Annotated in this window: 1 protein-coding gene; it reads left to right on the forward strand. The window is 72.4% G+C overall.

Translation table 11 applies throughout. The features are described 5' to 3' along the window. The first annotated feature begins 66 nt into the window (after positions 1-66). Entirely contained in the window at positions 67-18,711 is an 18,645-nt protein-coding gene (locus ACZ7NC_RS13070) for a WXG100-like domain-containing protein (protein ID WP_471487606.1), read from the forward strand. Positions 18,712-18,724 lie beyond the last annotated feature (13 nt).

Consider the following 18,724-nt stretch of genomic DNA (forward strand, 5'->3'; position numbering starts at 1 on the left):
CCGCTCCCGCACCACGCCGGGAGCGGCCGCTCCTTCCTGCCCGCACGGCCCCCAGGACGGCCCCCGATGAGCATCAAGGCATCGCCCGAGGTCAACGCGATGATCTTCATCCTCACCGGGGAGAAGCTCATCGACGCCGACGAGGACCTCGCCTACGACAGCCGCCGGCCGTACTCCGGCCTGGGCCGCAAGCTGGACAGGATGTCCGCACTGATCGACAAGTCGATCCACGACATCGCCGAGGTCATGCCGGACGACCTGGCCAAGTCGTACGCCAAGGCGATGGGCATGCTCATCGACGACGGCGGCAAGAACTACCTGCGCGACTTCGCCGAGCAGCTCGACAAGATCGCCGAGGGCCGGCGCAAGACCTCCATGGACATCATGGAGTCCAAGTGGCAGGTCATCGCCGAGGTCATCCGGCTGCTCATCGAGATCGCCATCTATCTGGCGATGTCCTTCTTCACCGGCGGTGCCTCGGCCAGCCAGATCATGATGGCCAAGCTGCGCAGCCGGTTCATGATCCTCACCACGCTCACCCACCTACTCCAGCGGCTGCACATAGCGCCCTCGCTGACCGAGGCGTTCGCCGAGGCGTTCACCACCTTCGCGGTGCGGCTGGCGATGATGAACTTCGCACCGGACGGACGCCGTCCCGACGGCTTCGACTGGAACGACATCCTCAAGTCCGCCGCGTTCGGCGCGGCCGCGGGCTTCCTCACCAGCATCTTCGACAACTTCGCGAAGAACATCGTCAAGAGCTACGACAACAACTTCCTCAAGAACGGACCCGACCTCGAGTTCAAGCCCAACCCCAACCTGAGGAACACCCCGAACCTCGACTTCAAGAACAACGGCCCGACCCCCAACCCCAAGCCGGACCCCGACCCCGGCCCAACCCCGAGCGACCGGCCCGGTCCGGACCCGAACGCGAACGCGAACGGCCCCAACCTCACGAACAACCCGCCCCGCACCTTCCGGGACAACCCGCTCTCCTTCCGGAACAACCCCGACCTGTGGCGCAACAACCAACTCGTGCGCAACAACGCCGACCGGCCTGGCGCGCTGGCCGGGCACTACGGGCTCAAGGGGACGGCCGACTTCCTCGCCGCAGGCGCCGGCGAGGCGCTCGCCGAGATCCTGATCAAGGGCGCCTTCGACGGTGACTGGTCCACCAACTGGTCCACCTTCGTCGGCGCGGGCATCAGCAGCCAGGTCGAGGCCACGCTCACCGACACCGCCCTGAACAGCGGCGCCGAACTGCGGCACGTCATCGACAAGTTGCGCAACCAGCCGCCCACCGTCTCCGGGGACACGGGCGACGCCAGCGACACCGATACACGGGACACCGCCGACTCCTCGCGCACGCGGGACGGTGACGGACCCGACCGCACGGGTGGTCCCTCGACCGCGGACCTCACCGGTGGCGCCGGCACCCCGAGCACGTCACCGCCACCCCGCCTCGCGGAGAACCCGCCGCCGTACACGACACAGGACCCGCCGTCCTACGCGACGCAGGACCCGCAGCCGTACACCACCCAGGACCCGCCGTCCTACACCACGCAGGACCCCCCGCCGTACTCCCCGGGCTCGCTGCCCGCGACCGCCGCGGAGAACGCCTTGTGGCAGCAGGTCCACAACGGCCCCGCCGAGGTCCGCGAGCAGGCGCTGCGCGACCTCGCTGCCCTGCGTAGCGACCAGCCGCCCGGCAGCACGGAGATCGGCGTCCGCGACGGACTGCACGGCAACCTGTCGCAGGTTCCCGAGATCAGGGTGGTCCCCGCCGGGAACAGCCCCGCGGTGCAGGTCGACGCCGACCAGGTCCGTCGCGCCTTCGACGGCTTCGTCACGCCGATCACGGTGGACAATCCGCTCACCACCGCGGGGCCTTCGGAGAGCGACGTCCAGAACACTCCGGAAGTGGAAGCCGAGCAGGACGTCGATACGACGTCGACGGCGGGGCCGGGCCAGGTCAGCGGGGGTCCCGTCGCGGCCAACGGCTCCCAGACCGCGCCGGGCACGGGCAGCACGGGCACCGGCGCCCGGCCGGGTGGCACGCCCCTCGCGGGAGGCACCCCGGCTCCCTCCGCCTCGCAGCCCCAAGGCACCCGCACACCGGACGAGGCCTCCTCTTCTCCAGAGTCCACGTTCTCGCCGGAAGGCACCTCCTCGCCGGAAGGCACCTCTTCGACGGAGACCAAGTCTTCGACGGATCCCACGCCTTCGACCGAGACCACGTCTTCGACGCAGCCCACGTCTTCGACGCAGCCCACGCCTTCGACGCAGACCCCCTCACCCCTTGAGACCACTCACCCCTCGGAGACGGCGGCCTCGTCCAACTCCACCGACACTTCGGACTCCTCCGAGAGCCCCCTCACCCCGGCCGCCGACATCACCACCGCTCCGCCGAAGGTGAGCACCACCGGCTCGTACGCCGACATCGGCGACGTATCCCAGACAGCGCCGTTGACGATCGTGGTCTCTGAGGTGCCGCCGCCGGGGGAGGGGTCGCCGCAGGCGGTCGAGCTGCTGGACGGGGCCGGGACGGATCGAGCCGTCGTGCTGGGGCCGACGGTCACGCCGGACGGGGCGGGGCGCCCGGTTCGCGCGGCCGTCGAGTTGACCCGCGAGGGCCCGGGCGCCCCGGTCCGCGTCCGCACGCTCACCGGCCCTCCGCCCACCGTGACTCCGGACGACAATACGGTCACCACGGAGACCGACTTCCCCGGCGCGGACGTACTGTTGCCGCTCGCCGACGCTCTCGGCCCGGCATCCCGCCCGGCCACCCTGAGCGCCGGGACGACCGACAGCGGACCGGTGATCATCCCCTCCGACCCGCCGCCCCAGAAGGTGCTCACCGAGTCCACAACCCCCGTACACGACAACGGAATCGACCCCGACTCCACCGTCACCACCGCACCGGCACCCTCACCCGCCACCGCCAAACTAGCCACCCTGTCCCGCCCCTGGACCGAGACAGCCACCGACCTGCACCTGGAGTCGGAGCACGGCAACGGAACCGGCGGAGACACACCCGGCCTCGGCGGCGGACGTGGGCCCAACGACGACGGCACCACACCCCCACCCCCACCCCCACCCTCACCTCCGCCACCGGCCCGGATCACCGTGCGGCCGACGGGCAACGGAGCCGTCACCACCCTCGACGGCCACACGATCCCGCTCGCGCAGCTGCGGCGCTGGGTGCCGGACGCGGCCGTCAAGCCCCGGCCCGGTCGGGCCGTACAGACGCTGACCATTTCGCAGAGCCCCGCCGAGGACGGCACGGCGCACAGCGAGGGCCGTCGGGCGCTGCTGGGCCAGGACACCTTCCGCGGCGTGCGCACGACCTCCGGTCCCGCCGCCCCGGAGACCAGCCCCGTCCCGCCCCCGCCCCGCACCGTGTTCACGGGCCCGCCGGCCCCGCTGCCCGGTTCCGGCACCGAGCACGGCGCCGACTACTTCGCGGGGCACGGCACCCCTCGTACCGTCACCCTTGGCACCGACGACGCGGCGCGCCCCACCGTGAAGGTCAGCGGTGTGCAGCTCGGCGAGGTGCTCAAGTCCTGGGCGCAGGACGGCGATCAGGACCGACCGCTGGTGCTGTTCTCCTGCGAGACCGGGCGGCAGCCGCAGGCGGCGGGGCTGCCGGTGGCCCAGCACGTGGCGAACCGCACCGGACGGCCGGTGTACGCGCCGACCACCGAGGTGGGCACGGCCCGGGACCGGGACGGAGACGTCCGCGCGGTACTCACCGAGGGCCCGGACGGACCGGGACGCTGGCGGCTGTTCACCCCTGAGCCCGGCGGCGCCGACCTGGACGAACTGGCACGCGACGCCGGCCTGCACACGGGCCCGGAACCGGCCGACGCCTTCGCCAGGGCCCGTACCCTCCAGCAGATCCGCACCTTGCGGGACGCCCTCGGCCCGGACGCCGAACAGCGGCCGGAGAACCGGGAGTTGCTCGCCGGGCTCGCCCATGTGGACGGACTGCGCTGGCTCAGCCCGGACACCGCGGCCCGCTACGGCGACGGCCGGATGACCCCGGACCTGCTGCGCCGGATGGTCACGGACTGGTCCGGTGCGCGTTTCGATCCGGCGGCCGGACCCACCACGCGGCAGTACACAGAATTCCTCCGCGCAGCGGCCGAGTTGCGCTCCACCGCCGGCCCCGACACCACGCTCGACGCCCTGCTGCCCCCGCCGCCGCCCGCGCTCCCGCCGAGCACCCTGGTCTCGCCGGAGGACGTGCGCGGTCTCGCCTACGCGCCGGCCGCGCAGATCACCTGGTCGCTCTCCAGTACCCCGCTGCCGCTGTCCGAGCTGGGCCTGAGCGCCGAGGACACCGCCGAACTCGCCCGCCGCAGGCCCGACCTGGCACCCGCGCCGAGCCGCCCGGAGAGCCTCGCCGAAGACCTGACCCTGTTCAGCAAGGGCGCCACGACCGCCGACCCGGCGGACACCGTGCGGGCGGACGGCCGGAACTTCCGGCGGCTCGACACCCCGGGCGGCGGGAACTGCCTCTTCCGGGCGCTGCTCGACAGCGCGCGCAGCCAGGACGTACCGCCGGCGTGGGCCGCGCGGAACGTCGCCGGGCTGCGTGGCCTGCTGCGCGACCGCGTCACCGGGTCCGAACTGGCCGCCGCGGCGGCCGAGGCCACCCCGGACCCGGTGCTCGCCGTGGTGGACGACCTGCGGATGACCGCCCTCGCCGGGGTGCGGGACCCCGACGCGCGGAGCCGGATCACCCAGCGTTGGAACCGCATCGCGCAGGAGGTCGTCACCGACGGCGACGCCCGCCGGTGGCGGCGCATCCTCCGCGACGGCGGCTACCCGCACCTCGCCGACGTGGCGCCAACCCCCGCCGACGCGCGGCGGCTCGGCACCGAGGGACTCATCGCCGCGGCGGCCGAACTCCCCGGGCTGTGGGCCTCTCCCTTCGCCGACCTGCTCCCGCAGGCGCTGGCGCACACCCTCGACCTCGATCTGCGCCTCGTCCAACCCGACCCGCACTCACCGGGGAACACCCTCGTCACCACCCTCCACCCAGGCGGCCGGGGCGGCACCCTGCACCTGGCCTACAACGGCACCGACCACTACGACGCCCTGGTCCCGGCCACGGCCCCGCTCACCGCCGTACCGGACCCCGTCACCACCACGGCAGACCCGGTCACCGAGGACCCCGACGGCTCCGACCCCTTCGGTGAGTGGCTGCGCGGCATGGGCGGGATCACCGACCTCGACCGTCCCGACGCCGGGACCCCCGACCGGGGCGACCCGGTACCGCTGGAGACCCAGCTCGAACGGCACCGCCCGGCCCGTCTGCTGACCGGCCAGGATGCCCCGCCACCGGGCCCGGCACCGCGCACCGTCACCTTCGAGGACGGCAGTCGGCTGCCCACCGTGCTCATCAGCCCCGACGGCGATCCGGGCGACGGCGGCCCGCGGTCCCGCACGGACGGCACCCCGCGGAGCCGGCCGACCGGCCTCTTCACCGGCCCCGGCGTCCTCACCCTGCGCTCACCCGAGCAGGTGGCCGAGGAGATCCTCGGGAAGCTGCCGAAGATGTTGCGCGCCCAGTTCGACGAGACGGAACTGCTGCGCCTGCTGACCCAGCAGCCCGGCGCCTTCACCGCCCCGCGCGGCGCACGCTTCGTGGGGCGGGAGAAGTCCGGCGTCGGCCACGAGATGACGGTCGAGGCCCTCCCGTACCACCGCTGGGAACGCTTCTCCGACAGCAACGGCGGCACCACCCGGCTGGACACCATGCGGCGCGGCCAGGCCGGCACGGGCGGCGGGCGCAGTGTCGGCTACGGTCGCCGGATCGCCGCCGCGCTGAGCATGGGCCCGCCGCTCAACTGGCTGCTGAAGATCGGCGTTTCGCTGGGCTGGACCCGCCGGACCGACTACTCCCTGGGCACCCAGGCGTACCACCAGACCGAGCACCGCGCCCACGAGGGCTCGCACCTGCACCTGGACGACGTCCACTACCGGGTGCGGGTGGAACGGGTCACCGAGGCGCCCCCGAAGACCACCGGTCCCGACAATTCGCCTGCCCCGGACCCCGGTTGGCGGCGCAGCCAGGTGCACACCGCGGAGTTCGCCATGCGGGACGGGCTGAGCTGGCGGCTGCCGGACGACCTCACCATCCCGTTCACGGGGCCCCGACGGGCGCCCAAGACGCTCACCTTCCCGGACGGCATCGAGCCGAGGATGACGGACACCACCGGACTGCACCTGGTGGACCCGCCGGAGGACGTGGCCCTCGCCATCTCCGGCGCCCGGCCCGGCAGTTCGGCGCACCGCACACTGATCTCGTACGTACGTCCGGGGCGGCTGCTCGCCCTGTTCGGGCGCTTCTCCGGGCCGGTCAGCGGGCCCGAGCTGACCCGGGGGAGCGGTCAGCACCCGCTGGGGCACCTCGTCGTCGAGCGGTCGATCCCGCACCGGGCCACCCTGGTCACCGAGTCGGTCAAGGCGGAGCTGCGCGACCTCACCCAGACCACGTACCAGAACGAGCGCGGCCACGTCCGCGACACCCGCTTCGGCGTCCAGGTAACCGCCGGCCCCAACTACACCATCGTCGGCCCGGAGACCGACGTACGCCTCCAGGGCGGCCCGCTGGTCCGCGCGGACCTCAGCACCGGGCGTGGCCACTACCTCGGCACCGACGCGGCCCGCAAGACCACCGGCCGCCTCCGCAACCATCCGGTCGCGCTCTACCGGGTGGAACGCACGCTGATGGTGCGCAAGGCCGGCGAGCCGCCGTCCGCGGCCCGTCCGGTCCGGGTGGTCAGCCTGGACTGGATCTCCACCCAGGACGCGCGCCGCCTCGCGGGCTGGGACAGCCGTACGCCCGGACAGACGGGCCCGAACCCGGACGCCGAGCCGCCGGTGCCCTGGTACCTCACCCGGGAGGACCCGGTACACCTCAGCGGCCAGGTCCGCGCCGAGGGCTTCCGCCCCGACCGACCGCGGAACGCCGTACCGACCGATGCACAGAACCAGCAGCCGAACCCGCCGCAGAACCAGAACGGGCAATCCGCCCCCCAGGACCCCCTGCGGGCCTTCGCGGACTCCGCCCTGGACACCCTGCACCGCTCGTACCCCTCGCTGTTCGCCCCGCCGCTGATGCTGCGGCACCCGCGGCTGGCCCGGTTCTGGTACGGCGACGGGCGCATGCGGACCGCGCTGCACAACGACCGACAGGTCCGCGAGGCGCTCAACCGGCCCAGCCTGGCGCAGAGTCTGGACGACCTGACCACCACCGGGGTGCCGGTCACGCTCACCGAGGACGGCAAGGTGCGCCGCGGCCACCACACGCTGATCCTGCGGGCGAGGCTCACCGACCGGCGGTTCGAGACCACCATGAGCGAACGCTCGCTGCGCAACGCCGTGATCGGCACCGAGGTCTCCGGCCAGGGCCAGCAGGCGTCCGCCACCCTGTCCGGCGGTGTCGAGTTGGGCATCTCGCCGCGTGACCACGACAAGGTGCCCGAGGCCGGGCTGCCGCGCCAGACCGGCAACGTGTCCCTGGGCGCCCGCTACGCCAGGACCGACCAGAAGGCCACCCGCAGCACGGCAGCGGTCACCCACGACCACCTGATGTTCCAGAACGGCGCCGACCTCTACAGCTATCAGGTGGAGCTGGGCGCCTCCTTCGAGGGGCACCGTCGCCCGCGCGGCTGGGCCAGGCTCGCCTCGGTCGGCCTCCTCGGCGCCGGCGTCTTCGTCAGCAAGGTCGAGGAGCGCCCGCTGTTCAGCCGCGGCAGCGAGACCGTGGGCCGGGTGGAGCTGGCCGTACCCGCAGCGCACGGCTCCGACCGGCACGCCCCCGCGGACCCGGCGCCCACCGGACCGGCGCCGACCACCCCACCCGTACGGCTCTCCGCCACCGAGGCCGACCAACTCCTCGACGGCACCCGCCCGTTGCCGAGGTCGGACTCGGCCGCCCAACAACTCGTCCGCAGGCTGCTGCGCGCCCCGCACGTGGTGCTCAGCACCGAGGGCGGCGGGCAGCGCCAGCAGCTGATGCAGGACACCGCCGACCGCGCCTCCGGCACCTCCTGGCACGTCAGCGCGCCCGGCGCCCCGGTGCGCGGCGCGCTGCGCCGGGCGATGGCGAACCTTCATGTGGCAGGCCAACTCGGGCAGTATCTGGGCCCGTTCGGCTCCCGCATCACCGGACTCAACGGCGCTGGGCCGTTCCAGACCCACTACCTCAAGGCAGCGATCCGCGGCGAACTGGACAACCTACGGGTCAAGAGCGACCCGAAGCCGGCCAGTCTCGAAGCCACCATCGGCAACGAGCACCGCGTCGCCGGCAGCGCGAGCACCGTCTCGCGCACCACCGTCGGCGTCCAGGGCGCCGACATGCCGCTGCAGCAGGCCCCCGGCCAACCGGCGGTGGTCGGCTCCTACTCGACCGCCCTGCAGTACGCCTGGGGCAAGGGCCGCAGCGTCGCGCAGACGCTCACCCGGGGACGCAACACCACCCTCACCTACGGCGGGCGGATGTACCTGGTGGTCGCCGATGCCGTCGAGACCGTCGCCGTACGGGACCGCTGGACGGCCGCGATGGGCACGGTGGGCACCCGCGCCGGGGCCCGGATCAGCTCCGCGGCCGGGCGGCTGTCCGACCGCCTCGGCCGTGCCCTCGCCCCGCGCCGGGCCGCCGCCGCGCTTCAACGCGTCCGCGACGCGGTGATGTTCCACCTGCCGATGCAGGACGTCATCGAGGCCGGACTCGCCCCGGACGGCCTGGGCACCACCACCCCGCGCAACCTCGGCGGCGGCTACCGGGTGCCTCCCTTCCTGCGCGGCCGCCGCTTCCCCAGCCACCCCAGCGGTCAACTCGACGCGAGTCACGCCGCCCAGCTGCTGATGGGTCGGCTGGAGAAGATCGGAGTGCCCTCGCACGACCGGGAGCAGGTCCTCCAGCGGCTCTCCCCGGACTTCCTCCGCGCCCACCTGCACGAGCTGACGACCGACGGCATGACCCTGCGGGTCCGCTACCGCTCCTGGACCAGCCCGAGCCGGCTGCCGGTCGGCGGCAGCCCCGGACAGGTCCGGTTCAAGCTGACCCCGGTCACCACCACCGTGGAACGGCTGCGCACCGGCTTCGAGTTGGAGGACTACCGCACCACCGCCCGCGACGACTCCGACGGCTCCTCCCAGGACCGCGGCGCCGATGTCACGCTCGGCACCGGCCAGCGCGCGGCGGAGAGCGGCGTCCTCCTGGCCAACCCCTCGCTCCAGGGCACCGCCGCCAAGCAGCGCTCGAGCACCCGTACCGAGACCACCGGCAGCACCGCGATGCCGAACATCGCCACCACCCAGGCGCACGCCGAGATCGTCACCAGCTACGTCCTGACCGTCACGATGACGGACGCGACCGGCGAGGCGCTTTCCCCCCGCGCCGTCGCCTCGGTCGGCACCCTCAACGAGATCGTCCCGGCCGGACTGCTCACGCCGGACGGAGACGGCGCCGACGGTGCGCTCAACGAAGAGGACGTGCCCGAACCGGAGCGCGCGGTACGGATGCTGACGACCGATCAGGCCCGACCCGAAGGCATCGCCGCATGGCGGAACGGCGACGACGGCACCGGCACCGCCGACCCGGATGTGCTGCCGTTCGACGACCGCATCGGCTCCGGGATCCTCGCCGTGGACATCCGCGGCGCGTCCAACGTGCAGGACGCGCTGACCCTCGCCACTGCCCGCGCCGACGGCTTCGGCGACAGCGACCTCGGCAAACGCCACACCGGCAAGGTCCTCGCCGAACGCGTGCGCATGGCCCGTCTCACCCCGCTCACCGGCCTCGGCACCGCCCCCGCGCAGGCCCAGCAGGAGGCCACCGCACAGGTCGGCCTGACCTCCGGTTTCCGCGAGGCGCTCGGCACCGACGGCTCTCCGCTGCCCGCCCAGGCCTCCGCCCGTCTCTTCGGCCAGTCCCACACCGCCGACTCCCGCCTCTACGCGAAGATGCACCGCCGCGGCGCCCGGCTGCTCGCCGTCGAGAGCAAGCCGCGCATGGAGGCCATGCAGCGGTCGAAGACCTCCGACGCGCTGGAGGGCGGCATCACCGACAACGTCGAGGGCGCGATGGGCACCTCGCCGCTCGCGGGCAACAGCAACGCCGGCGTCACCAATCCGGGCGCGACGGTCCCGATCGGCGGCGCGAACGACGGCACCGCCCTCAAGGGCACGACGGACACCACCCTCGGCACTCACCTCAAGGTCGTCACCGACCGCAGCATGCTCTTCGCGCTGCCGGTGAGCTGGCTGTCGGTGGCCGAAGTGGACCACCGCCTCACCGACAGCCGCCCGCTGCACGCGCTCGGCAAGGCCAAGCGGGGCCCCCGTGCCGCGGAGGCGGAGACCACCGCCCTGGTCTGGCTGCGCGAGGACATCGCCCGCGACTACGGCCTCCTGGACGACACCACGTTCCCGGACGAAGTCAGCACGGCCTGGGACGACATGGCCAAGGCGGCGGGCGATCTCGCCGCGGCCGAGAAGAACTACTACGACGCCCGGGCACGAGCCCGCGAGACGTGGCTGGACCTGAGCGCGGAGGAACAGGCCGCGCTCGGCGACGACCACCCCGACCTGCCGACCGTCCTGCCGCAGGCCGTGGCCCAGTCCCCGGCCGTCGCCGCCTGGCAGGCCGCCCGCGAAGAGGTCCGCCGCTGGGAGCGGCACACCGACGCCGCCGCCGCGGACCACCACCGGCTGCACCTCGCCGCCTCCCGACTCACCGCCCACCACCAGGGCCGGGCAACGGTCCCCGTGCCGGACCGGCCGCAGCAGTACACCGAGCCGGCCTGGCGCTCCGAGGCACCCGAGCCGTACCGGATCACCGACGGCACCGACTCCGCCCCGCGCACGCTCACCTCGCCGGACGGCACCACGGTGCGCGAGGTGCACGACATGCCGCACGACGGCGCCTCCTTCTTCCACGCGCTCATCGCCGTGGCCCAGGACCGCGGGCGGCTGCCCCACCTGCTCGGCACCGACCTCGCGGCCCGGTTCACGGCCGCCCCCGGCGACCCCGCGGTCACCGCGCGGGCCGTCCGAGCAGCACGCAACCGCCTCGCCTGGGAGCTCGGTGAGGACCGCAACCAGGACCTGCTCGACACCCTCGCCCTGGATGCCGCGGACACCTTCACGCAGGACGAACTCGACTTCGCGGAAGTGCGGTTGACGCCCGCCCAGCAGGCCGAGTTCGACGCCTTCGGCCGGCTCCCGCAGACGCTCTGGCCGACCCCCGCGCAGCGGGTGGCGCTGGCCACCGCGGCCATGCTGCGCCCGTTCACCGGCGAGCCGCGGTCGGACGGCACCGGGCGACCGGACGGCGAACCGGCACCGCCCGAGCGCCGCGCCGGCGACCACGGCGGCGCCGACCTGCTGCCTGCCCTCGCCGCCCGGGTCCTCGGCACCCCGGTCACCGTCGTCACCGGTGAGGGCCGCGAGCAGAGCTTCCTCCCGCCGGGCACCGATCCGGCCGCCGTCGACCCGGCCCGCGATCCGGTCCTCTTCGCCGCCGACGGCTACTTCCACGCCACCCTTCCGCCCGGCACCCCGCCCCCGGTCGCCACCCCGCTGCCGGCGGCGACGGCGACCACGGCCGACCCCACCGAGCTGACGCGTCCCACGCCCGCGCACCGCAGCCACGCCACCCCGCCCTGGCATCCGCCCGCCGAGAGCGCAGGCCCGCGCTACCGTCTCGCCCGCGACGGCGTCCTCACCGCACCGGACGGCGCCACCTACACCCAGGGCACCCCCACCGGCCGCGGCAACGGCTTCTTCGCCGCGCTCTCCTCGGCCCTGCACCACGCTTCCCAACAGCCCGGCCTGGACCGCCACGAGGCGACACGACTGCGCGTGCGCGCCGGGGCATCGCCCGCCCAGCTCATGCGCCTGAACGGCCTGCCCGGCACCCCGGCCGAGCGCGACTCGCTCTTCACACCGCCGCCCCTCACGCTCCGCCGGGGCGCGCCCCCGCCGAGCCAGGACGCCCGCGAGGGCCACTTGCGCCGCCACCTCGCCGAGGCCCCCTGGGGCCCTGAGGCCGACCGCGCGGTGGCCGAGTGGGCCGCCGCCGCGACCGGCACCACCGTCACCCTGATCGAGGAGAACGGCACCGCCCACACCTACCCCGGTCCGCCCGGTGAAGCCGGCCCGCACCTCCGGCTCCGCCGCCGCGGCGGCGACTTCGTCCCCCTGGTCCTGCGCGACCCGGCCCCCGAGCCGGCCCCGCCGCTGCCGCAACAGGACCCGGCCGCCGTGCCGTTGCCCCCGTCGCCCGTGTCCGTGTCCGTGTCCTCGACCGGTGGCATGCCGGACGAGGAGGAGGCGTACGGCCTGAGCACCCTGTCCGGAGCCGGCGAGGTGACGGGCCCGGGCGCGGACTCGGACTCGGACTCGGACGTCGAGATGGACCTCGACTCCGGTTCCGAGAGCGAGCAGGCGGCCGTCCGAACCAGCCCGGAGAACGAGTTCGCGACCGAGTTCGCCGAGCTGTTGGACGAGCCCGAGCTGCGGGCCGACGCCCTACTGGACGTGGTGCGACGGCGCAACGCACGACTCGGCGGCTTCCCGGACGTGGCGTTCGACAGCGCGTTCACCGAGCACGCCGGGATCGGTGTGCCCGAGGCCCTGGACCAGGCGGAGCAGGCCGGCCGGCTGACGACCGAGGAGTACGAGGAGCTGCGGGAGGCGCTCGGCCTCGGTATCGGCGCCCCCTTCACACAGACGCGCCCGACCGGTACCTCCCAGCGGGACCGCGAGGTGACGCTGCGGATGCTCGACCGGGTGGCCCGCCTGGTGAAGGAGGTACTCCGCAAACCCGACCGCCAAGCGGACGCCCAGGTCACCCCGCACATCGCCGTCGGGCTGCTGCCGGACGGTTCACTCGGCATCGCCGGCAACACCGGCGCGAAGGCGCTCACCGCCGAAGAGGCCGACCTGGTGGAGGAGGAACTGCGCTGGTTCGTCTCCGGGCAGGAGCCGGGAGGCACCCGGCGGGTGCGGGAACTGGAGAAGTGGTCCAGGGACGAGGAGTCGCACCGGCAGTGGTCGGCGCGGCTGGAACAGGAGCAGCGGGAACTCGACCAACGGTCCGGGGAACAGGCGCAGCTGCACGCGCGGCTGGAGGAGCAGTACGAGTCGGGTGTGTGGGACGACGGGCTTCAACAGCAGTGGGACACCCTGCTGGACGACGAAGCAGCCGTTCAGCAGGAGCAGCAGCGTCTGACGGGGGAGCGGCAGCAGTGGCAGCGCGACGAGCGGTGGCTGGCGCGCAGGCGGCCCGGTGTGGCGCAGGACATGCGGGACCGCACGAAGCTGCGGGCCCTGGCCACCGGCTGGTATCGGCTCTACCACCCGGAATCACCCGAACTCGACCTCGTCAAGCGGGCATTGGCGAGTCCGCGCATCCTCAACGTGGCGGGCCGGGACGGGACCCCGACGGCCGGATCGTACGGCTCCGAGCACGGTGAGCTGACCCTATTGGGGCACTGGGTCGAGCACTGGGAGAACAACCCCGGCGACCCGAACGCGCCCCAGACGCTGCACCTCGGCGGGTTCAAGATGGCCTGCGCCTCCTGCGACCTCGCCTATCAGGCGGTCAACACGCACATCGGCAGTGCGCTCGGCTACCGGGTGCAGGCGTCCGGTACACATGGAATGTTCTTCCCCGGCTGGCGCATGCCGCAGTGGATGCGACAGCGGCCCCAACTGATGCGGCACATCAGGGACAACGCCGACGACATCGGCGCCTACCTGGACCAGGGCGGGGTGCTCCAGGGCGACAGGACCGAGAGCGCGAACGCGCAGAATCCCGCCGGGTCCTCGTCGGAGTACGAGTCCGGCGACGAGACGATGGACACGGACGCCATGCCTGGTTCCCCGGCGCCCGGTGCGGCCCCGCGGCTGCCGCAGACCATGCCGCCCGCGTTGGAAGAGCCCGCCGCCACCCCGCCGGTCCCACGAGGTCCGCGCGACAACCGTCCCCGCTTCGTGGTGCGTTCCGGGTTCGACGCCCGCCGGTTCTCCTACGACGGCGAGCCGGTCACCGACCTCACGGTGCGCCTCGCGATACGCGGCCCCGAGGACCAGGCCGCACATGTACGCCGTCAACTCGCCGCAGGAGTGGGGGAGCTGCTGAACGACCCTGCCTACCGCCTGCCCAACGGCGACCGTCTGCACGTGACCGTCGAGGATGTCGCCCCCTCCGACTCGCCCCACCTGACCGTGGACCTGGCCGACCGGGACCGGCCGATGGACCAGACGACCTGGTGGGCGGACGCGGACCCCGCGCACCTCGTCCACGAACTCACCCACCAGCTCGGCCTGCGCGACGAGTACCGGGATGCCGACTCCCCGCACCGCCCCCACATCCCCGGCAGCCTCCTCGGCGCCCTCGACGAGCAGCCCGAGGACTCCTCCCTCACCGCCACCGGCCTGCGCGACCGGCACTTGGCCCTGATCGGCGCCCTGATCGGCGACGTCACCCCGCAGCCGGAACAGCACGAGCGGAGCTGGGACACGGCCCGCACAGCCACCACGCCCGTCCCTCGCACGTCCGTCTGGGTGGACCCGGTCTCCCTGCCGGGGTCCGGGTCCGCCGAGCCCGGGACCGATGTCCCGGCCCGCATGCCGCAGGACGCGACCATCACCCCCTTCAAGTCGGGGAACTTCGAGTTCACGAACCTGAAGCACACGAACGAGAAGTACCGCGACAAGGCCGTCCGCATCATCGATCTGCTGCGCAAGCACGACACGATCCGGGACTACATCGGCAACCGTCCCTGCCGCATCACGCTGCACCTGCGCACCACGGAGACGCCGGCCGATGTGACGGACCGCGGCGAGGACGGCGTGGACATCAATCTCGCGAGCTACTACTTCGAGAAGTACGACATCGGCTACATCATGGGCATGCTGGCGCACGAGATCGGCCTGCACCCCCTCGCCTCCCGGAACACGAACATCCCCGACGAGGAGGCCATGTTCGAGGGGGTGCCGCTGGCCGTTCCCGGACTGACGGACCTGAAGACGCCGCGCACGATGAGCACCGAAGACGCGGGCCAGGCCGACCACATCATGGCGGCCTTCCCCAGCAGCACCCGGCACGGGATCTACCGCGACATCGTCGTGAGGATGGCGGGTGTGCTGGCCGAGGACGCGCGAGCGGGGGAGGAGGGTGCCAGGGCCAAGGACGTCACGGACCTGATCGACACCTATCTCATGGACCTGGCGACGATCGCGGTCACCAGCGACCGACGCAAGGACGCGGCCTGGGAACCCCGCTACACGGCGAAGGTCTACAACGCGTACAAGGAGATGTTCGCCGCGCAGTTGGCCCAGGACAGTCCGGTGCGCCCGCTGCTGCCGGCGGACAAGAGCTGGTACAACGTCACGGGCAACTTCCTCGGCCTGGGCTCCAGCTTCACCTTCAACAACCAGGGCGACAGCATCCAGACCGGCACCGGCACCGGCACCGACACCGGCGAAGCCCGCTCCCGGCTTCCGGAGCCCGGCACCGGCACAGTGCCGCGGCCGACCGGTGCGCCGAAGCCGCGAGGTCCGCGCGACAGCCGCCCTCGCTTCGTGGTGCGTTCCGGCTTCGACGCCCGCCGGTTCTCGTACGACGGCGAGCCGGTCACCGACCTCACCGTCCGCATCGCCCTGCGCGGTACCGACGCACAGGCGACCCATGTGTACGACCGGCTCACAGCGGGCGTACACGAGTTCCTGAACAACCCCGGCCACCGGCTCCCCAACGGCGACCGACTGCACATCACCGTCGAACTGGTCCAGCCCACGGACTCCCCGCACCTGACCGTGGACCTCGCCGGACGCGATCGGGCCATGGACCAGAACACCTGGTGGACGGACGCCGACCCGGTCCAACTGGCCCACGAACTCACCCACCAGCTCGGCCTGCGCGACGAGTACCGCGACGCGGACTCCCCGCACCGCCCCCACATTCCCGGCAGCCTCCTCGGCGCCCTGGACGAGCAGCCCGAGGACTCCTCCCTCACGCCCGCCGGCCTGCGCGACCGGCACCTCGCCCTGCTCGGCGCCCTCATCGGCAACGTGACCCCGCACCCCCAGCACGACGACCAGACCTGGGACGCGGCCCGTACGGGCACCACACCGGTCCCGCGCCAGTCGGTCTGGGTGGACCCGGTCTCCCTGCCCCGGTCCGCCGACACCGGGACCGAAGTGCCGGCCCGCATGCCGCAGGACGCGACGCTCACCCCCTTCAAGTCGGGGAACTTCGAGTTCACCAACCTGAAGCACACGAACGAGAGGTACCGCGACAAGGCCGTACGCATCATCGAGCTGCTCGGGGATCACCCCACGATCCGCGACTACATCGGCAACCGCCACTGCCGCATCACCCTGCACCTGCGCACCACGGAAACCCCGGCCGACGTGATCGACCGCGGCGAGGACGGGGTCGAGATCAATCTCGCGAGCTACTACTTCGAGAAGTACGGCATCGGCTACATCATGGGCATGCTGGCCCACGAGATCGGCCTGCATCCCCTCGCCTCCCGGAACCCGAACATCCCCGACGAGGAGGCCATGTTCCGGGGCATTCCGCTCCCGGTGCCGGGACTGGCCGACCTGAAGACGCCGCGCACGATGAACACCGACAGCGCGGGCCAGGCCGACCACATCATGGCGGTCTTCCCCAGCAGCACCCGGCACGGGATCTACCGCGACATCGTCGTGAAGATGGCCGACATGCTGGCCCGGGCCGCACAGGCCGGCGTGGAGGGAGCCAAGGCCAAGGACGTCACCGACCTGATCGACTGCTACCTCATGGACGTCGCCTCCATCGCGATCACCAGCGACTACCGGATGAACGCGGCCAAGGAGCCCGGCAACACCGCCAAGGTCTACAACGCCTACAAGGACCTGCTCACCCAGCACATGGCCGAGGACAGCCCCGCCCGCCCCCTGCTGCCGGCCGACAAGGGACTGTTCGGCGTCGTACGGGACTTCGCCCAACTCGCCACCAGCCTCGCGACCAACAACCGCGGAGACAGCATCCAGCAGCCCGTCACGACCGACGAGGCACACCCTCGGCTCCCGGACGAGACCCGGGCGACCGCACCGCAAACCCAGGCCGCCACACCGCGGTTGCGCGGCTCGCGCGACGGTCGCCCGCGTTTCGTGGTGCGGTCGGGCTTCGACACACGGCGGTTCTCGTACGAGGGCGAGCCGGTCACCGACCTCACGGTACGGCTCGCGATACGGGGTCCGCAGGACCAGGCCGCCCAGGTACGCGACCGTCTTGAGGCAGGGGTGCGTGAGTTCCTGAACGACCCTGCCCACCGCCTGCCGAACGGGGACCGTCTGCACGTGACCGTCGAGCATGTCGACCCGGCCGCTGACCCGCACTTGACGGTGGACCTGGCGGGCCGGGACCGCGTGATGGACCAGAACACCTGGTGGGCGGACGCCGACCCGGTCCAAATAGTCCACGAACTGACGCACCAGCTGGGCCTGCGTGACGAGTACCGTGACGCAACCTCCCCGCACCGTCCCCACATTCCGGGCAGCCTGCTGGGCGATCTGAACGAGCCCCCCGAGGACCCCTCTCTCGCCGCCTCCGGCCTGCGCGGCCGGCACCTGGACCTGCTCGGCGCGCTCATCGGGGACGTGACTCCGGCCCCCGAGCAGGACATCGGGCAGGACAGCGAGCAGACCTGGGACACGGCCCGTGCCGCTGCCGTGTCCGTCCCGCACAAGTCCGTGTGGGTGGACCCGGTCTCCCTGCCCGAGCCGCACGACGGCACGGCAGCCGACGGAGTCCCGGCCCTGATGCCGCAGGACTCGAACACCACGCCCGATGAACCGGCATCCGCCTATGTGCCGTTCTCCTCGGGGAACTTCGAGTTCACCAACCTGAAGCACACGAACGACAGGTACCGCGACAAGGCCGTCCGCATCATCGAGCTGCTGCGCAAGCACGACACGATCCGCGACTACATCGGCAACCGTCCCTGCCGTATCACCCTCCGCCTGCGCACCACCGAGACGCCTGCCGACGTGATCGACCGTGGCGAGGACGGCGTGGACATCAACCTGGCCAGCTACTACTTCGAGAAGTACGAGATCGGCTACATCATGGGCATGCTGGCCCATGAGATCGGCCTGCACCCCCTGGCCTCCAGGAACAGGGACATCCCCGACGAGGAGGCGATGTTCGAGGGAGTCCCGCTCACCGTGCCGGGCCTGGCGGACCTCAGGACGCCGCGCACCATGAACACCGAGGGCGCGGGCCAGGCCGACCACATCATGGCGGCCTTTCCCAGCAGCACGCGGCACGGGATCTACCGGAACATCGTCCTGAAGATGGCCCAGATCCTGGCGGAGGACGCGACGAACGGGGAGGAGAACGCGAAGTCCAAGGACGTCACCGACCTGATGGACTGCTATCTCATGGACCTCGCCTCGATCGCGGTGACCAACGACTACCGGATGAACGCGGCGAAGGAGCCCAACTACACGGCGAGGGTCTACAACGCCTACAAGGAGGCGTTCCTCGCCCAGTTGGCCGCTGACACTCCTCTGCGGACCCTCCTGCCGTCGGACAAGAGCATGTTCGGCGTGATCAACGATTTCCGGCGCATCGGCACCTACATCGCGATCAACAACCGCGGAGACAGCATCCAGCAGACCGACGCGAGCTGAGCCCCGAACGCGA

This window comes from Streptomyces sp. NPDC111802 (assembly GCF_055634335.1).